This window comes from Geomonas subterranea (genome assembly GCF_019063845.1).
Taxonomy (GTDB): Bacteria; Desulfobacterota; Desulfuromonadia; order Geobacterales; family Geobacteraceae; genus Geomonas; species Geomonas subterranea.
Genome location: NZ_CP077683.1, coordinates 4,934,506 through 4,950,942 on the forward strand (window position 1 = coordinate 4,934,506; position 16,437 = coordinate 4,950,942).

At 62.6% G+C, this 16,437-nt stretch carries 18 protein-coding genes; 8 read left to right on the forward strand and 10 right to left on the reverse strand.

What is annotated here, in order from left to right:
* Nucleotides 1-224: 224 nt before the first annotated feature.
* A complete protein-coding gene (locus KP001_RS21560) occupies nucleotides 225-1,295 on the reverse strand; it encodes a hypothetical protein (protein ID WP_217287523.1) in 1,071 nt (356 codons plus the stop codon).
* Nucleotides 1,296-1,362: 67 nt separating this feature from the next.
* Nucleotides 1,363-2,685: an OmpA family protein gene (locus KP001_RS21565; protein ID WP_217287524.1), complete on the reverse strand. Its 1,323-nt coding sequence runs from the start codon at nucleotides 2,683-2,685 to the stop codon at nucleotides 1,363-1,365.
* A 486-nt stretch (nucleotides 2,686-3,171) separates the two neighbouring features.
* On the opposite strand from KP001_RS21565, the gene KP001_RS22135 reads away from it, so the two are divergent.
* Complete coding sequence (locus KP001_RS22135; RefSeq protein ID WP_224963022.1) at nucleotides 3,172-3,858, forward strand: cytochrome c3 family protein; 687 nt, start codon at nucleotides 3,172-3,174, stop codon at nucleotides 3,856-3,858.
* A 204-nt stretch (nucleotides 3,859-4,062) separates the two neighbouring features.
* Here the strand turns inward: KP001_RS22135 and KP001_RS21575 are convergent, their stop codons facing one another.
* On the reverse strand, nucleotides 4,063-4,428 hold the full coding sequence (locus tag KP001_RS21575) for a hypothetical protein (RefSeq protein WP_217287525.1): 366 nt from the start codon (nucleotides 4,426-4,428) through the stop codon (nucleotides 4,063-4,065).
* Nucleotides 4,429-4,577: 149 nt separating this feature from the next.
* Nucleotides 4,578-5,771: a glycosyltransferase family 4 protein gene (locus KP001_RS21580; RefSeq protein ID WP_217287526.1), complete on the reverse strand. Its 1,194-nt coding sequence runs from the start codon at nucleotides 5,769-5,771 to the stop codon at nucleotides 4,578-4,580.
* Nucleotides 5,772-5,971: 200 nt separating this feature from the next.
* On the opposite strand from KP001_RS21580, the gene KP001_RS21585 reads away from it, so the two are divergent.
* Entirely contained in the window at nucleotides 5,972-6,148 is a 177-nt protein-coding gene (locus KP001_RS21585) for a hypothetical protein (RefSeq protein WP_183348221.1), read from the forward strand.
* 7 nt (nucleotides 6,149-6,155) lie between these two features.
* Here the strand turns inward: KP001_RS21585 and KP001_RS21590 are convergent, their stop codons facing one another.
* From KP001_RS21590 to KP001_RS21600, 3 genes are all read right to left on the reverse strand, one after another.
* Nucleotides 6,156-7,709: a sensor histidine kinase gene (locus KP001_RS21590; protein WP_217287527.1), complete on the reverse strand. Its 1,554-nt coding sequence runs from the start codon at nucleotides 7,707-7,709 to the stop codon at nucleotides 6,156-6,158.
* 49 nt (nucleotides 7,710-7,758) lie between these two features.
* Nucleotides 7,759-8,217: a hypothetical protein gene (locus KP001_RS21595; protein WP_217287528.1), complete on the reverse strand. Its 459-nt coding sequence runs from the start codon at nucleotides 8,215-8,217 to the stop codon at nucleotides 7,759-7,761.
* Between the two features lie 157 nt (nucleotides 8,218-8,374).
* Nucleotides 8,375-8,872 (reverse strand): Spy/CpxP family protein refolding chaperone, encoded by a 498-nt coding sequence (locus KP001_RS21600; protein ID WP_217287529.1) that lies wholly within the window; start codon nucleotides 8,870-8,872, stop codon nucleotides 8,375-8,377.
* A 267-nt stretch (nucleotides 8,873-9,139) separates the two neighbouring features.
* Here KP001_RS21600 and KP001_RS21605 point away from each other — a divergent pair, with 267 nt between their 5' ends.
* The 4 genes from KP001_RS21605 to KP001_RS21620 all read left to right on the forward strand — a co-directional run bounded on the left by KP001_RS21605 (nucleotide 9,140) and on the right by KP001_RS21620 (nucleotide 12,770).
* Nucleotides 9,140-9,343 carry a GSU3473 family protein gene (locus tag KP001_RS21605; RefSeq protein ID WP_217287530.1) on the forward strand — a complete coding sequence of 68 codons (204 nt, stop codon included), beginning with the start codon at nucleotides 9,140-9,142 and terminating at the stop codon, nucleotides 9,341-9,343.
* A gap of 418 nt (nucleotides 9,344-9,761) precedes the next feature.
* Entirely contained in the window at nucleotides 9,762-11,063 is a 1,302-nt protein-coding gene (locus KP001_RS21610) for an L-lactate MFS transporter (RefSeq protein WP_217287531.1), read from the forward strand.
* Nucleotides 11,064-11,178: 115 nt separating this feature from the next.
* Nucleotides 11,179-12,357: a pilus assembly protein TadG-related protein gene (locus KP001_RS21615; protein ID WP_217289679.1), complete on the forward strand. Its 1,179-nt coding sequence runs from the start codon at nucleotides 11,179-11,181 to the stop codon at nucleotides 12,355-12,357.
* Nucleotides 12,358-12,359: 2 nt separating this feature from the next.
* The gene (locus tag KP001_RS21620; protein ID WP_367620597.1) at nucleotides 12,360-12,770 is read left to right on the forward strand and encodes a DUF309 domain-containing protein; all 411 of its coding nucleotides are present in this window, start codon (nucleotides 12,360-12,362) and stop codon (nucleotides 12,768-12,770) included.
* A gap of 71 nt (nucleotides 12,771-12,841) precedes the next feature.
* On the opposite strand, the gene KP001_RS21625 is transcribed toward KP001_RS21620, so the two are convergent.
* Nucleotides 12,842-13,531 (reverse strand): carbonic anhydrase, encoded by a 690-nt coding sequence (locus KP001_RS21625; RefSeq protein WP_217287532.1) that lies wholly within the window; start codon nucleotides 13,529-13,531, stop codon nucleotides 12,842-12,844.
* 226 nt (nucleotides 13,532-13,757) lie between these two features.
* On the opposite strand from KP001_RS21625, the gene KP001_RS21630 reads away from it, so the two are divergent.
* Nucleotides 13,758-13,922 carry a hypothetical protein gene (locus KP001_RS21630; RefSeq protein WP_217287533.1) on the forward strand — a complete coding sequence of 55 codons (165 nt, stop codon included), beginning with the start codon at nucleotides 13,758-13,760 and terminating at the stop codon, nucleotides 13,920-13,922.
* 8 nt (nucleotides 13,923-13,930) lie between these two features.
* On the opposite strand, the gene KP001_RS21635 is transcribed toward KP001_RS21630, so the two are convergent.
* Nucleotides 13,931-14,245 carry a DUF1634 domain-containing protein gene (locus KP001_RS21635; RefSeq protein ID WP_239027852.1) on the reverse strand — a complete coding sequence of 105 codons (315 nt, stop codon included), beginning with the start codon at nucleotides 14,243-14,245 and terminating at the stop codon, nucleotides 13,931-13,933.
* On the reverse strand, nucleotides 14,239-15,075 hold the full coding sequence (locus KP001_RS21640) for a sulfite exporter TauE/SafE family protein (RefSeq protein ID WP_217287535.1): 837 nt from the start codon (nucleotides 15,073-15,075) through the stop codon (nucleotides 14,239-14,241). Before KP001_RS21640 ends, KP001_RS21635 begins: the two co-directional genes overlap by 7 nt.
* Before the next feature lie 508 nt (nucleotides 15,076-15,583).
* Here KP001_RS21640 and KP001_RS21645 point away from each other — a divergent pair.
* Nucleotides 15,584-16,327 (forward strand): hypothetical protein, encoded by a 744-nt coding sequence (locus KP001_RS21645; protein WP_217287536.1) that lies wholly within the window; start codon nucleotides 15,584-15,586, stop codon nucleotides 16,325-16,327.
* The last annotated feature ends 110 nt before the right edge of the window (nucleotides 16,328-16,437 follow it).

A 16,437-nucleotide genomic window follows, 5' to 3' on the forward strand; every position in this document is an offset into this window, starting at 1 on the left:
GGGGGTGAAACGCGTTGTCAAGAACGGTGGAATGGTAAAAATATTATATTTTTCAAAGAGATACGGTGCCGGGGTGGTGATTTGGCGGGCGGCCTGGAGGGGCGCTCAGGAGAGGACCGGCGGGTTGCGACGCTGCGGGGGGCGCGGCGAGAGGGAAGTTGGAAATGAAAAAGGGGGCGGACATGTCGTCCGCCCCCAAAGGGGCTTTTCTGCCGAAAAAACGGTTATTTCGCTGCGGGGCCGTTGGAGAAGATGATCTTGTCGAAGGTGCGATTCAGGCTTTTGCTGGAGAAGTTCGTCATCACGTTGCCGGGGAGGAGAGATACCTCCTCGCCGACCTTCACCTCCATGGGAGGGACGGCAACCCAGGTTTTCACGCCGTCCTTTTCCACGCAGATATAGGTGTAGCCGCCGGCGTTGGCGGTTTCGGTCACCTTGCCGGTGATGGGAGCCGCTGCCGCGGCCTTCGCCTTTTCCACGGCTTTCTCCATGTCGGCGGGTTCGATCTTCGGATGCCCGGCGAACAGCGACGCGTTTTCCCCGGCGGGAGCCGCAGCGGCAGGAGCAGCGGGAGCCGTGGCGGCAGGCGCCGCTTCCGGGGTCGCCGGAGCTTTCGGGTTCTTCTTGGTCACCTCCACCCCTCCGGCGAAGTAGATGGATTTGAAGGTACGGTTCAGGCTCTTGCTGCTGAATTCTCCCATCGCCGTCCCGGGAGCGAGCTGGACTTCGTCGCCTACCGTGACATCGGTCTTAGGCACGGCAGACCATGAGGCCTTGCCGTCTTTCTCGATGCGGAGGTAGGTGTAATTGGCGGCGGCGATGGTCTCGATCACCGTGCCTGCCAGAATCGCTTCATCGGCCTCGGCAGGACCGCCTTCGGCAACGGCCGTACCGGCTGCTCCCGCAGCGGGAGCGCCCGCGTCGGCCGCTGCCGTTGCCGGACCCTTCAAGTGGGAGGGGAGTCCGCCAGAGAAGACGATGTTTTCAAAGGTGCGGCCAAGGGACTTGCTGGTGAAGCGCGGCATGGTGGCGCCCGGCAGGAGCTGCAATTCCTGTCCCACGGCAACCTTCATCACAGGTGCCGCAACCCAGGTGCTCTCGCCGTCCTTGAGCAGATTGATGTAGGTGTATCCGCCCGCGTCGAAGGTCTCGGTCACCTTCCCGGTGATGAGGTAGGGACTCGAGGCCGGGGCGGGGGCAGGCTTGGCGGTCTTGGCCGGAAGAAGGGAGCAACCCGCGCAGGCAGCCAGTATGCTGAGAGCCGTGGCGGTGGTCAGTGTCTTGATGGTTTTCATTTACAACTCCTGTCGTTTGGTCCGGCTTGAGCCGGAGGCTGTACGTCTCGGCGGCGTCGTCTGCGTGTTACTGCGTGATCACCAGGGTGAGCGTCACAACCGCCCTGCGGTTTTTCTGTCTCCCCTCGTTGGTCTTGTTGCTGGCCCGCGGCTTGGAGAAGCCGTAACCCTTGATGGTTACCTTGGCGGGATCGACGCCGTGCTTGAGCAGCTCGTTCTTGACGTTCTGCGCGCGCTGCTGCGAGAGGTCCAGGTTGGACTTGCTGTCGCCCACGTTGTCCGTGTGCCCTTCGATAAGGGCGGTCGATTCGGTGTTCGCCTTCATCAGTGCGGCGAACGCTGCCAACTGCGCCTGGTAGATAGGCCGGATGGCAGGACTGCTGAACAGGAACTCTATGGTGAGAGTCCTGATGGAGCGCTGCGGCTGGCGCGCCGGCTCCTGCGGGGGCGCCGCCGGTTGGGGCGCTTGCGCAACTGCCGGCGGCGGCACGGCCGCAGGCGGCTGAACCGGTACCGGTGCAGGCTTGGATATCGGAGCCGGGGCCGGTACCGCCTCCGGGACCTTGGCAACGGGCGGAGCAGGTTCGGCGACCGGTGCCGCCTTGGGCGGCGCCGCGACCTTGGGCATCTGCTTGAGCGTGGACTTGTACGCCTGCGCGGGAACCTTTGGCTGCGCCTGGGGCGCCGTGCCGGGCTGGAACTGCGGCGGCAGGGTGTTGAGACCCAGCGCCGCTGCGCCCGTCGCTCCCAAAAGCTCGACGATGTCGGGGGGCGGTGCCGCCACCGCAGGGGCTTCCTGCGTCGCCGGGGTGGCCGCGGGTGCTTCCTCCACGATCTGGGGCACCGGGATCACCGGCTTGGGCGGGGGGGGAGGAGGCGCCTTCTTCTTGCGTTCCTTGCCGAAGTAGTAGGTCAGGCCGGTGGTGAGCTCGAAGTCGTTGCTGGTGTTGACGTTGTTGTAGACCATCAGCTGGCGCAGGTCCGCCCTGACGGCCAGGTAGTCATCGAAGAAGTACTTGATGCCAACGCCGAAGTTGAGAAAGGGGCTGCTGTCCCGGGCCCCGTCGCGGTTCTCGAAGATCCCCCCCGCCCCCAGTGCGAGGAACGGAACCCACTTGCTCCTGGGATCGAAGGAGTAGATCGCGTCGGTGCGGAACAGGTAGGCGGTCGCCTTCTTGTCCGAATTCTTCACGGTGGTGCTGAGGTAGTTGAAGGTGGCCTCGACGCCGATGCTGTCGATTAAGCCCTTGCCCACATGGTCATAGCTCACTCTCACACCGTAGGTGGGGGCGGGGTCGAGGGCGTGAGTGGAGGAAAAATAATAGCCGCCGACAACAGGAGAGAGCCCGAAGGAGTCTATGGCCTTCAGTGTCTTGGGTGCTGTGGTCACTGCATGTCCTGGGGATGGCAGAAACAGGGACAGGCTGAGAACGGCTATCAGGCGGCAAAATAATCGGGGCAACTTCCCACTCCCATAGAAGACGTGTGATTGCCGCATCTTATACTAAGTAAAGGCTTACTTCAACCACAAATCCTGCGGCCACAACAGCAATTCAAGCCGTTTAGCCGCGCTCTGAGCCGCTCTGTCTCCCCCCTTTGGTCCTGCACGCCCTCCCCCTTCTCCGCAACCGTTTCCCCTGTTCAATGCTTGACCGCCCGCAAACCCTTCCCCGCAGGCGCTTTGCGACCAGTTTGAAAATACTCCCTGTTCAAGTGTTCAACGGTTGCACAGCATGTTTTTGAAAAAGGAAATCAGATTTGTTTTTCTGAGATCAAAATAACCATGTGATTCAAGGGTCTTAAAAGATTATTTCGGTCGTGCCGCCAAATGGTATCCCGCTTGTAACTGGTTGGGTAACGAACCGGGAGGTGGGCCATGAGAACTCAACTGAGCAAACAGAGCGTGATGCGGAAGATGGTAGGGCTGGCATGTGCGGCATCGATGATTCTGGGCCTGGCCCAGGGCGCCGGCGCTTTTGGAACCGTCGGCTCCAGCACTGGCAGCGAGACCTGTGCCTACACCCTTCAGCTGCAAAACTCGGTGCAGGCCCGCAGGGATTACCTGGTGAAGGTAGACGCGATCCGTGGCTCTAACTACACCGCCGGCGGCAGCGTCGACGAGATGTATGGCAACGTGGTTCCCGCAGCCTACTCCGATGATGATTCCGCCGGTGCCACAGGGAGCCTCACGGTCCTCTTCCGTTCCGTCAAGCGCGAAGCCACCGCGAACTTCGGTGGAACACCCGACGACCTCTCCGTCGGTTGCCTTAGCTGCCATGACGGCGTGGGGGCTTCCCAGATCAACGTCGACTTTAGGGATCGCCCCTCCGACCGGAGGTCGATGGTCAATTCCTTCAGCAGCGACCACCCCCTGGGGATGACTTACGACGCCTACGTGGCCGCGAACCGGGGCTACAAACCCGTCGGCAGCAACACCAAGATGATCTTCGTGAACGGCAAGGTCGGCTGCCTCACCTGCCACGATCCCCTGAACACGGAGAAAGGGCACCTGGTGATGAGCGATTACGGCAGCGCTCTCTGCAAGACCTGCCACGACAAGTAAGCATCGATCGCAGCTCTACCCCATCCTCCCCCTGCATCCCGAGCCGGTCCTCCGGTTCGGGATTTTTGTTTTCACCTCAAAGGCACGCGGTTGTGGGCGAATGGGGGGCTGAAGGGGCGACTGCGGGTGCGCCTGCCGCCGGTCCTTTTCCGGACAGTCGTGGCGGCGGGTGGGGCTTGTCGCGGGGGGAGACGGGAAGGGGGATCAGACGTACTTCTCGACCAGTTCCTCTATGATCTCGCCGATGGTTATCCTGCGGTAGGCGGAGGCAATCTTAAGCTTCAGGTGCAGATCCTGCCGGATGTTGGCGGTGAGGCGCACGTCACCTTCGGGAACGAGACCCGAGACCGCCTTCACCGCTCCCTTGGGGAGACGGCCGCGTTTTTTGGGGCGCGCAGCGGGCGCGTCAGTCTTCGGCGCCGGCGCCGCTGCAGCCGGTTTGGGCGACTGTTTGGGACGTGGCTTGGGTTCGGGGTGTGGCGCCGGTGCGGGCGGCGCCTGCGGCGGCACGGAGGTCTCCACGATCCCCGCCAGTTCGAACAGCCCCATCTGGTTTTCCAAGTCCGACATGCCTCACCCTCCCTGAAAACTGCCAGGCACTATAGCAACGACGCCTTCGACGAGGCAACCCATTTTTGATACCAGGCGTTCCCGCTGAAGGGCTCAAGGGGAATCATGGGACAACGGGATGATGGATCAGGAGGGGAAGAGGGGAGTGGTCAGCGGGGCGGCGGGGCAGCGGGGACGTCTGTGGCGGCAGCGGCGAGTTCACGGTAGCTCGACTCGATCCGCTCGAGCACGGCTGCGATACTGAAGTGGCCGGCCACGAAGGCGCTGCCGCTGGCCGCCACCTGCTCGGCGTAGGGGCGGTCGCGCAGCAGGGTGACGACGGCGGCGGCAAACTCCCGCGCGGTGTCGGCGACCAGAAGATCCCTTCCTGCAATGGCGCCGATTCCCTCGTTGCCGAAGGACGTGGTGACCACAGGGGTGCCCGCTGCCAGCGCGTCCAGGACCTTGACGATGATGCCGCCTCCGGTTAGAATCGGCGCCACGAAAACGGACGCGCTCTTGTACAGTTCGTCGGTGTCATCCACGAAACCGGTGACCCGGGTTCGCGGGTCCCGCTCGGCCAGTTCCACCAGCTGAGGCGGTGGACCGAAGCCGGCGATGACGAACTCGGCCTCGGGAACCTCGCGGCGCACCAGCGGCAGGACCTCCGCGTGGAACCACAGTGCCGCCTCCACATTGGTTGGCCGATACTTGTAGGAAGCGAGGAACAGGAGCCGTCCCGGCACCCGCGGGTAGACGGCGGGGGTGAGGTCCATCCCCGCGGGGATGGGGACCGTGGTGACTTTGAGCCCGGGCGCGAGGTCGAGCAGGTAGCCCCGGTCGAATTCGGACATGGTGAAGATCCGGTCGAAGCGCCCCATGATGGCCACTTCCAGAAACCGCACCAGCTGCCAGCGGACCAACTGCGCCAGGCGGGCAAAGCCCCGGCTGCGCAGGTAGGAGCGCCGGGCGGGCTTGGTGATGACGTCATGTGCATCCAGGACCATGGGGGCCGCGCCGCGCCGGATCATGACAGCGGTTTCCACCCACTCCACCTGGACCAGATCGTAATCTCCCCGTTGTATCAGACGGTTGGCGAAAATGCTGAAAGCGAGGTAGTTCGCCGCCAGGCGCAGCGAGGCGAGCACTCCGCGCTTGGGGAGGCGGGGATAGCTGAAGGGATGGATGCCGGCGCAGTAGGGGGTGAGCTCCGATAGCAGGGGCTCTTCTCCCTCCTCCAGCCGGGTTGCCAGATGGATCTCGTGCCGCTGGGACAGACGACGCACCAACTCGTTGACGTAGCGGCCACCTGCGTGGTAAGCCTTCTGCTGCGGCAGGAAAAGTGAGACGAACAGGATCTTCATGGAAGGCCGGGCTCGCAGTTGGGAGACGGCACGTGGGTCGGCCGCCAGGGTGACGTTGATGCGGCACAGGGTAACCCGATTGCGACGGCGGGTAAAGACAAATCTCCCACGCCGGCAGCGTCGGAGTTGTTGACACAATGGGCAGGATATTTAGAATTGTCTAACCGGCCCGGCACTCATTCAAGAACGCGGAGCGAACTATGAATCCAGATCTGGCCAGACTGACCCCGGGGCAGAAGTTGATGAAACAGGCGATACACGAGATCGACGATTATTTCGGCGAAGGAGTGGCGTTTAAAAACATCGACTTTTTGGGTGAGTATATGCAGACTCTCGCCATCCTCGAACTGAAGGAAACGCTGAGGAACAAGCTCTAGGCCGGTTTCACCCCGCCTGGTTTGGGAGTGAGAACCAGAAGCAGGCGCCTGTTCCGACTCCCCCCTCGGCCCACACCCTGCCTCCGTGCCGCAGAACGATTCGTTGCACGATGGCGAGCCCCACGCCGGTCCCTTCGAACTCCTCGTTGGCGTGCAGGCGCTGGAACAGCCCGAACAGCTTGTTGGCGTAGGCCTCGTCAAAACCGACACCGTTGTCGCGAACGAAAATTTCCTGCTCGTTTTCCTGTCGCACCGCGCCGATGGCTATCCTGGCGACGGCGCGGGACCGGGTGAACTTGACCGCGTTGCCGATCAGGTTGATCAGCACCTGGCGCAGCATGGCGGCATCTCCCAGCACCACCGGCAGCTGCCCGATTTCCCATTCCACCTCCCTGTCTTGCAGGTCCGCCTGAAGATCGGCCACGATCTCCCGCACCAGAAGGGCCAGGTCCACCCATCCCTTCATCATCTCGCTTCGCCCCATCCTGGAGAAGGCCAGCAGGTCGTCGATGAGGAGTCCCATCTTCTTCGCGGCCCCTCCGATGACATCGAGGTAGTGGCGGCTTTTTTCGTCCAGCCCCGTCCCCGCCTTTGAGTTGAGCAGATCGACGAACCCGATGATGTGCCGAAGCGGCGCGCGCAGGTCGTGGGAGACCGAGTAGCTGAACGATTCCAGTTCCCGGTTGGTGGCGGCCAACTGCTCCAGTTGGTGCCTGAGGGCGAGGTTCAGTTCCAGGATCTTGGCCTCCCCCTGCTTTTGGATGGTGATGTCCCGGATGACGGCGAAGACCCAGGTCGATTCCTGCGTCTCGATGGGGTTCAGCATGATGTCCACCGGTATCTCGGCGCCGTTTTTGTGGCGCCCGTACAACTCCAGCCCGATCCCCATCTTGCGGGCTCTCGGGTCGGAGAAGTAATTACGCAGGTGCTGGCGGTGGCGTTTGTGGAAGCGCTTGGGGATGAGGAGCTCGATGCGCTGCCCCACCAACTCCTCGCGCATGTAGCCGAAGATCACCTCCGCCTGCTGGTTCACCTTGCGGATCACGCCGCCGCCGTCCACTACCACGATGGCGTCGGGTGCGGTTTCGAAGAGGCGCTCCAACATGGTGCGGCTCTTCGCCATGGCCTCCTCGGCTGCCCGCCGCTCGGTGTTGTCGTGCAGGATCAGCACGTACCCCGCGTGCTCGTCGGAGGGGTCCCGCAGTTGGTTGAGGGTGATGGCGGCGAAGAAACGGCTGCCATCCTTGCGCAGGCGCCATCCCTGCAACTCGATGCTTCCCATGGTATCCGCGATGGAAAGCTCGCGCTGCGGCGCGCCCGAGCGGATCTCCTCCTTGGGGTGCAGTACCGAGAAATGCTTCCCGAGTATCTCGTGAGCCAGGTACCGGGTGATCCGCTCGGCACCGCTGTTCCAGGAAATGATCTCGCCTTTGAGGTTGAGCAGGATCAGGGCGTAGTCTTTCACCTGTTCCGCCATCAGTCGGAAGAACTGGTCCCTCGCCCGCTGGGATGCTTCCTGTGCCTCGCCGGTTTCCTTGCCCGTTTCGTGTTTATTGGCCATTGTCGGTACCCTGCTGTTTTTACCGTTGCGCCCGATGGGGCTGGGCCGGTTACCTCGGCGGGACCACGGTCTCGAAGCTCTGCATCCAGTTGGTGCCGTCACCCAGACCGTGGTTTCCGCCATCGGTGCCGAAGTACTTATACGTGATGCGGAGCCGGTCTCCCGCAGCCAGCGGTGCCGGGATCTTGATGCTGAAGTCGGCACTTTCGTCCAGTCCCAACTCGGACGGCATGATGAAGGTCATCCCCTGCGCCCGGATCTTGCCCTGGTCGTCCAACTGCGCCGCCCAGACCTCCAGGTTGCGCATCCGGAAATAACGGACGTTCTTCACCACCCCCTGCACCAGCGTATTCCCGCCGGCAGGCATCACTTCATATCCCATAAGGAGGTCGAATTGCTTGTAGTGGTGCGGCAGGGCGGCCATCCGTTGCTGCTGTACGTCGGGATAACTGGCGCAGGCGCCGAAGAGAAGGAACAAGATTAGAAAGACGGGTCTCAGTTGTCTCATGTGACACCTCCTTGGACAGCTGCTATTTTACGCCACTGGAGGGTAATGCACAACGCGGCGGGGGCGTTTGTACTGCACGTGGGGGAGGTCGCATGGAGGAGGGACGCCGGTCCGGGTAAAGGCGCCGCCGCAGCCGGGGCGGCAGCGCCTGGTGCGGTTATCGGCCGTTACGGGGAGTTGGGACCCGGTCACCGTGGCGCGCCTCGCGCACGGTCTTGAACTTCGCCGTCTGCTCCGGCGTCAGCAGGGCGATGAACTGCCTGCTCTGCGCGGCTCTTTGCACGGCGAAGTCCGCCTGCAACGCCGCCACTCTTGCCGCCTGCGCCCTGATGGCCGGTTCGTCGGCGCTGCCGGAGCGCACCAGGGACTGCAGTTCGTGCCGCTCGTGCCTGAGGGACGCGAACAGCGGGGCGTTCCGGGCGCGGCCGGCCTCGAAGATGGCCCGTGCCTCGTTCTTTTGCTGGTCGGAGAGACCCAGTTCCCCGGCCATCTTCATGAACATCCCCCGGTGCCCGCCATGTTTTTGCCGCTCGACGCACCCTTTGCCGCCGTCCTCATGCATCGGGCCTAAGCCGGCGAACGCGTTCTGGCTCCCCAAAACGGCTGACGCGGTGATGCAGGTGAACAGTGCCAGTTGCTTCAGCTGTGTTTTCATGTCAGTTCTCCTTGTTGATCAGGGTTAGCGATAGCTCTTCCGGCTGTCGTATGAAGATACGGTACCTCCTTATTATGAAGGCAATGTGAAGGAATTGAGGAAATCGGCACTGCACGCTCTCGAAACGGCGGCGCACGCTGTCACCGGAAAAGATATGACTGTGGAGATGCGAATTTTGCCAGGGCCGTTCTTGCCATCTCCGCCGCCATTGATAAAATGTGCTAACGATGATTGTCACCACGCTGAAACATCATGGAGGAGGGTGCTATGAAGATTCCGGTTGTGTTTGCTGATGAAAGACGCGGGCTGGTAAAGGCAGAGGAACTCCAGCAATTGATAGAGCAGGCGGTGATTGTCTCTTTCCTGCGCAGCGACGGTGAGTGCGTGCAGGTCGGGGTCGACAGCGTGAGGGGAATGGGGGGAAGGACCTATCGCGGCCCCGAGCGCCGGGGGAACGTCCTGTTCTGCTGATCCCATTCCCACAGGGCAAGAGACAAGGCCGGCCTTCTTCCTGGAGCCGGCCTTTGCTTTTGCTCTCCTCGAATTTTCATACCCTGCATGTTTTACCAATCCGGCGTTATTTACAGTTTTGCAAAACACGAAAGGCGCTTTCGCAATTGTGCGAAAGGTTCCCGGGGACGCGGCCGCGGTCATCAACGTGCTGATATCACGCTGCATCGTCGCCGGCCGTGCGTTTTATCTCAGGCTGACGCTTTTGCCGTTATGCGAAAAAGATCCGGCTACCCCGGTGGCGTCCGGGGATGCAGTGTGCCTGTAAAGTGCCGATTCGTAAGGATTTTAAAAAATATACAAAATCGTAAAACGTTGGTATGCGAGTTGCTACAGTCTGTGGCAAGAGTCGTCAATCCCAACATGGAGGTATAAAGGCATGACACAGACAACATCTAACAAGGGCTGGCAGGTAGTCTTCGCCGGAACCGGAATCAACCTGGCGCTCGGGGTGCTGTATGCCTGGAGTATCTTCAAGGGGGCCATCAAGGCGTCCATCGAGAAAGGGGGACCGGATGCCTTCCAGTGGAGCCTCGGCTCCATCAACGACCCGTACGCTCTCTGCTGTCTCGCCTTCGCCTTCTCCATGATCCTGGCGGGCAAGTGCCAGGATAAGATCGGCCCGGCCAAGACCGCCCTCATCGGCGGCCTCCTGGTTGGGGCAGGCTTCTCCCTCATGGGGTACTCCAACAGCTACGCCGCCTGGGTCACCGGCTTCGGCGTCCTGGCCGGTTCGGGCTTCGGTTTCGGCTACTCCGCCGCCACCCCGCCGGCGCTTAAGTGGTTCTCCTCCAAGAAGACCGGCCTCATCGCCGGCATCGTGGTCGCCGGCTTCGGTCTCGCTCCGGTGTACATCGCGCCGCTTTCCAGCTACCTCCTGGGCGCCTACGGTATCCAGCAGTCCATGTACATCCTCGCCGCCGGCTTCGCGGTCATCGTCTGCGGCCTCTCCTTCGCCCTTGCCAATCCCCCCAAGGGTTACGTTCCCGCGGAACCGGCCCTCAAGGGTGACGAGAAGGCCGCCCCGGCGAAGAAGGCCGTACATGACGCAAATGTCGGCGAGATGCTGCGCTCTCCCAAGTTCTACATGCTCTGGGCCACCTTCTTCATCGGTGCCGGCGCGGGCCTCATGGTGATCGGCTCCGTCGCGGGTCTCGCCAAGAAGAGCATGGGCCCCATGGCCTTCGTGGCGGTGGCCATCATGGCCATCGGCAATGCCTCCGGCCGCGTCGTGGCCGGCGTTCTCTCCGACAAGATCGGCCGTCGCGCCACCCTGACCATCATGCTCGGCTTCCAGGCGATCCTCATGTTCGCCGCGGTGCCGGTGGTCGGCTCCGGCTCCGCCGCAATGCTGGTGCTGCTCGCCTCGCTGATCGGCTTCAACTACGGCTCCAACCTGACCCTCTTCCCCTCCTTCGCCAAGGACTACTGGGGCTTCAAGAACTACGGCCTGAACTACGGCGTGCTGTTCTCCGCCTGGGGCGTCGGCGGCCTGGTCATGGGGCGCGTTTCCGAGATGATGAACGCCCAGCCGGGCGGCTTGAACAAATCCTTCATCCTTGCCGGGTCGTGCCTGGCGCTTGGCACCGTGATCACCTTCTTCCTGCGCGAGAAGAAGGCGGTCGAGGTCGAGGCGACCGAGCTGGCGGGCGAGAAGGTCACGGTCAAGGTGTCCGCCTAAGGTGGTTTTTTCCTGACGTTGGAAAAAATGAAGGGGCCATGCGATTCTGCATGGCCCTTTTTTTCGCGATGATGCTATTATGTCGCACCCGCAACCCACACCGCCCACTCTGGAGATGATCGTGTCTGAAGAAGAGTCCGCCTTCGATACCAGCTATGTCACCATCATGCTGGTCGTCTTCCTGGTCGTGACAGGTCTTGCCATCGATATCGGGTACATGTACGTGAGCGAGGAGGACCTGCAGCACTCCGCCGAGATGGCGGCCCTCACCGGAGCCCAGAGCATCAAGCAGCGCTACCTGCTGCAGGCGCAGACCGATCCCGCGCGTCTCCCCGACGTCTCCAGGGATCCGGTCCAGTCACAGGCCCGGGGCGTAGCGGTCGACCTGGTCACCGGCAAGCACGACGCCGCGGCGCTGGTCGGGCTTTTGAACAACAACGGCAATGCCCTCACCGGCGATAACGACATCACGGTCGGCTTCTGGAACATGAGCAGCCGCAGCTACACACCCGGGGCCACTCCGGTCAACGCCATGCAGGTGAGGACCAGGCGCACCGCCGAGAGCAGCTCGGTCGGGCTCGGGACGCTTGGGACCTTCATCGCCAAGATCAGCGGCACCGAGGACTTCGGCTCCACCCCGGTGGCGACGGCCGCCCTGGTGCCGGGGACCCGCTCCAACATCGCCATCTGCGCCGAGGCCTGTCAGCCTTCCTGCACCTTCCCCCAGATCTGCAGCATCACCGAACGGCGGATGAGCCACTCCGCCTGGGACCCCAACTCGGGAGGCTCCCTCTCCGGCCACTACCTCTACACCTCGTTGCTGCACCCGGTGACCATCACCAACTCCATGTCCGACCTCGTCTGCCAGGAGATGCCGGTGCAGGAGGTCTGCGGTCTCCCCATCTTCGCCGCGGCCAGCGACAGCGACGTCGTCCTGCGCGACGTCAAGGCGATGATGTACGATCCACAGGTGGACCGCTCCAACAAGGAGTACGACAAAAACGGCAGACTGGTCGGGTGGTGGGTGATCGTTCCGGCCACCGACTGCTCCGGCTTCCTCCCCGCCGGGAGTTACCAGCAGCACAAGGTGGCCAGGTACTCCCTGGTGCGTATCAGCAGGATCTGCACCAGCGGCGCCGCCGGGTGCGGCAAATCCTCGGGGCAGGGCGATCTCCCCGCCACATCCTGCACTCCGGGGGGGGACGGTCTGTACATCGACCGTATTTCCTGCGTCGGGTGCGACAGCCAGGCCCGGAAACTCCTGCCGGGGCTGCGCCCGGTGCTGGTGGACTAGCGGTGACGGCGCAGGGGATGCCGGAAAGGGGGCGCTGTGATGATGCGCCCCCGCCGGAGCTGCAAAAGGCGATCAGTGAGTTCAACGGCGGGGAATGGTTCGAGTGCCACGAGACGCTTGAGGAGCTCTGGGTGGGCGAGAAGGGGGCGTTGCGCGATTTCTACCAGGGGGTCTTGCAGGTCGCCGTCGCGCTCTACCACTGGCGTAACGGCAACTTCAAGGGAGCCGAGGGGCTGCTTGGACGCGCCGCCGACCTCTTGAGGCGGGTCCCGCGGAGCTGCCTCGGTGTGGACGTGGCGCGGTTGGTGGCAGAGGCGGACGTGCTGCACGAGGCGCTGCTCTTCTTGGGGGAAGAACGGATGGGGGAACTCGACCCCGCATTGATCCCGAAACTGCACCCCCCCGCCCCCTGAAACATCAGCCTGCAACGCCAAAAAAGCCGCCCCCTGGTATGGGAGGCGGCTTTTTTTCCGGAACGGAGCGGCTATTTAAGCAAAGTGACCTTGCCGTCATCGAGGTCGTACTTGGCGGCGACGATCTTGATCTTTCCTTCCTTCATTTCCTTGGCGAGGATCTTCGATTTCTTCGGGAGCTCGGCGGCAACGGCCTTGGCGTTGATCTCGACCGCGCACTCCACGATCTCCTCCTTCGCCTTCCCCTTGCAGGTGGCCTTGGCCTTCTTCGCGGCGGGAGCGATCTCCTTCACGATGGCGCCGATGTTCCCTTCCGGCTTGCCTCCGGCGACGGTCGCGGTGACGGCGCCGCAGCGCTCGTGCCCGAGCACCATGATGAGCGGGCTCCCCAGGTGTTCGGCCGCGTACTCAACGCTCCCCAGGACCAGCGGGTCTGCCACGTTGCCGGCGACGCGCACCACGAACACCTCTCCCAGGGACTGGTCGAAGATGATCTCCGGCGGGACCCGGGAGTCGGAGCAGGAGAGGATGATGGCGTAGGGGTGCTGGCTCTTGGCCAGCTTGCCGCGGGCGGTGGCGTCGCACAGCGCCGTAGCCGACATCTTGCTCTCCACGTAGCGGGTGTTGCCGTCCATCAGTTTCTGAAGCGCCTGGTCGGCAGAGATGCCGCTCACTTCGCCGGAAGCGAAAGCGAGGCCAGCCGTCGCGGCCAAGGCTGCGGCCACTACTGCGATCCTGCGTGCTACCTTGCTGCTCTTCATAGTTTCCTCCTTTAATGTAGCCCCTGTGGGCGAAGCAGATCCTTCCTTATCGGTCGGGAACTGCTGGGCATGAGGGAAAAGCGGCCTCATTCTACATGAAAAGAATTATTATTCCAGCCTAATTTTAAAGGTCCGGTTACCGGGGGCAGGGTGGGGACGGTTGACAAGCGTCGGCGCTTCAGGCAGATTAGGCAGGCGTAAAGACACGAAAAAAGCGGGGTAATCGATGTTTGTGCTGAAACTGTTGGGTATCGGGGTGATGGTCACGGTGGGTATCGCCATGATCGCATTTTTGGAAGAGAAGCTGGTGAGCGGGCCGCGCAGGCGTCAGATCGCCGAAAGGGCGCGCCAGAAGCTGGCCGGCGGGAAAGGGGAAGGGGAGAAGGAGTAGCTCCCCGGTCACATCCCCTTGCCGAAGTAGATCCCGGCGGCCACGGCGCAGAGCACCACCAGGGAAAACAGCGCGAAGTGCCAGTCCCGCTCCTTGACGAAGATCACGGCGGCCACCAGCACGCGCAGGACCGGGGTGCCGAGCAGCACCAGGAGTCCGGCGGTGATCAGCCTGGGCGCGACGGCGCTCTGACCGAGAACCATGAGGGCGATCCCTACGGCGAGGAGCGCCGCAGCCACCAGGGACCCTAACCGCAACAGCCTCGCCAGCACCAGCTCGATCGGGTGCTCGGCCGCTTTTTCCTCCGGATCGATTCCTACCACCACTTCACCCCCTTGTAGATCATCTCGATGGCCGTGTACGCCAGGATCGGCATGAAGAAAAGCCTGATCTTGCTGGCCGGCATGCGCATCATCAGGCGGGCGCCGAGGATCGCCCCGAGGAGCACCCCGAGCACCACCGGCCCCGCCACCAAGGGCTTCACGTCGCCGCGCGCGAAGTACACCACCGCCCCCGAGGCCGCGGTCACCCCGATCATGAAATTGGAGGTGGCGCTGGATGCCTTGAAGGGCATCCCCATCACCTGGTCCATGGCCGGCACCTTGAAGATCCCCGCCCCGATCCCCAAAAGCCCCGCGGCAGCCCCGGAGAAGTACATGATGACGAGCCCCGGCAGCGTCCGGGTCACCTGGTATTCCACCCGGCGCCCCAGCGCCTTGTCGTAGTAGGAGCCGCCGAGCCTGAGCTTCGCGGAGATGGCGTCCGGAATCACCTCTGGTCTGGCGTGCTCTTTCCGGGTGCGGAACATGTTGTAGGCCGAATAGGCCAGCAAGAGGCCGAAGAGGACGAACAGGACGCGCTGGTTCACCAGGGCCGCCACCAAGGCGCCAGTCAGGGCCCCCATCGAGGTTCCCATCTCGAGCCAGATCGCCACGCGGGTGTTGGTGAGGCGGTCTCTCAGAAAGGCCACCGCGGCGCCGGTCGAGGTGGCGATGATGCAGACGGTCGAGGCTGCGACCGCGGTGCGCATCGGCATGCCGAAGCCGAGGGTGAGGGCGGGGACGATGATGATGCCGCCCCCAAGGCCCAGGATCGCCCCGACCACCCCGGCCGCGATTCCGATCGCAAATATCGTTATGAAGGTGATTACCACGTACGTCCTCCGCCCCCGGCGCTGCCGGATCATTCTGACCGCGACAATCTACCTTTTCTTCGCCCGCTTTACAAATAAATAAAGGGATCGTAGAACCCGCATCCAGGCGCCTTGGCGGAGCGGGCGGCGCGGCTTTCTCGCGGCTGCTCCAGGGAGAAGCGGGAGTCCCTGCCGATGCACAAGTATTAGGCTACTCTGCCTTTATTGGGTCAGGCGCAGTGCGCGGGGCGGGATGTCGCTTTTTTGTAACTCTCCGCAATCCGAATGGTTTTTGCAGCGGACGAGAAAGTGGCACAGCTTCTGCTAACAAGTGGCCAGGTAACGAAGCACAACGAAGTGCTCGGGACCGCAGGCAAGACAGGCAAAGGCGCCTCTCCACGACGGGTGAGAGGCGCCTTTTTTTATGCAATCCAGTGAAAGGGGGAGGTTCAGCCGCAAAGGTAGGCAGTCTCAGGGAGATATTCGCAGCACCAATACAGAGTGAAATTCATTACAAAGGAGTAAGGACATGAAAAGAACCATCAAAAGCCTCATCTTGGCAACGGCGCTGACCATCGCAACCAGCGGGATCGCAATGGCGACCCCCTCCACCCAGATCTGGATCCCCTCCACCGACGTCCAGGGCTTCAAGTCCCTGCACCTTGGTATCGACAACTACACCCGCACCTCCAACAACTCCAGCGTCGGCAACGTCTACGACCTCGGGGTCACCGCCGGGGTGCTCCCCTTCGAGAAGCTCCAGGCCGAGGTAGGCGTGGACTACATCACCAGCGGCTCGAACGGCTACGACAGCAGGCCGATCTACTTCAACGCCAAGATCGGCACCCCTGAAGGGTCCCTCTTCGAACTCTCCCCGGCTCTGGCCGTCGGCGGCTACGGCTTCGGCACCAACGGCGACAAGAACAGCGCCTTCCGCACCGACCAGAACATCGTCTACGGCCTCGCCGCCAAGACCCTCCCGGTTGTCGGGCGTCTCTCCGCAGGCTACTACTTCGGCAACGACAAGGTCATCGGGCCCAAGGATGACGGCGTGCTCCTCTCCTGGGACCGCACCATGAGCGAGATCTCCGACAAGCTCTGGCTTGCCGCCGACTACCAGGGTGGCAAGAACACCGTCGGCGCCTTCAGCTTTGGCGCCTCCTGGGCCTTCTCGAAGAACGTCTCCGTGATCCTGGGCTATGACATCTACAACGACCAGCAGTTGGCCGGCAAGAACACCTTCACCACCCAGGTGGACATCAACTTCCCCTAGGGTGGCGCAACTGCGGGGCATAAACGGGACGGGGGAGGTGCGTGAGGCGCCTCCCCCGTTCTTTTATGCTCCGGTCTGTCCATGCCGTGGCCGGTGATCTTTTTGACGAC

Bases quoted from the DNA above. Each gene is read 5' to 3' on its own strand.
- KP001_RS21560 (WP_217287523.1), bottom strand. From the start codon at position 1,295: ATGAAAACCATCAAGACACTGACCACCGCCACGGCTCTCAGCATACTG.
- KP001_RS22135 (WP_224963022.1), top strand. From the start codon at position 3,172: ATGAGAACTCAACTGAGCAAACAGAGCGTGATGCGGAAGATGGTAGGG.
- KP001_RS21575 (WP_217287525.1), bottom strand. From the start codon at position 4,428: ATGTCGGACTTGGAAAACCAGATGGGGCTGTTCGAACTGGCGGGGATC.
- KP001_RS21580 (WP_217287526.1), bottom strand. From the start codon at position 5,771: ATGAAGATCCTGTTCGTCTCACTTTTCCTGCCGCAGCAGAAGGCTTAC.
- KP001_RS21585 (WP_183348221.1), top strand. From the start codon at position 5,972: ATGAATCCAGATCTGGCCAGACTGACCCCGGGGCAGAAGTTGATGAAA.
- KP001_RS21590 (WP_217287527.1), bottom strand. From the start codon at position 7,709: ATGGCCAATAAACACGAAACGGGCAAGGAAACCGGCGAGGCACAGGAA.
- KP001_RS21595 (WP_217287528.1), bottom strand. From the start codon at position 8,217: ATGAGACAACTGAGACCCGTCTTTCTAATCTTGTTCCTTCTCTTCGGC.
- KP001_RS21600 (WP_217287529.1), bottom strand. From the start codon at position 8,872: ATGAAAACACAGCTGAAGCAACTGGCACTGTTCACCTGCATCACCGCG.
- KP001_RS21605 (WP_217287530.1), top strand. From the start codon at position 9,140: ATGAAGATTCCGGTTGTGTTTGCTGATGAAAGACGCGGGCTGGTAAAG.
- KP001_RS21610 (WP_217287531.1), top strand. From the start codon at position 9,762: ATGACACAGACAACATCTAACAAGGGCTGGCAGGTAGTCTTCGCCGGA.
- KP001_RS21615 (WP_217289679.1), top strand. From the start codon at position 11,179: ATGATCGTGTCTGAAGAAGAGTCCGCCTTCGATACCAGCTATGTCACC.
- KP001_RS21625 (WP_217287532.1), bottom strand. From the start codon at position 13,531: ATGAAGAGCAGCAAGGTAGCACGCAGGATCGCAGTAGTGGCCGCAGCC.
- KP001_RS21630 (WP_217287533.1), top strand. From the start codon at position 13,758: ATGTTTGTGCTGAAACTGTTGGGTATCGGGGTGATGGTCACGGTGGGT.
- KP001_RS21645 (WP_217287536.1), top strand. From the start codon at position 15,584: ATGAAAAGAACCATCAAAAGCCTCATCTTGGCAACGGCGCTGACCATC.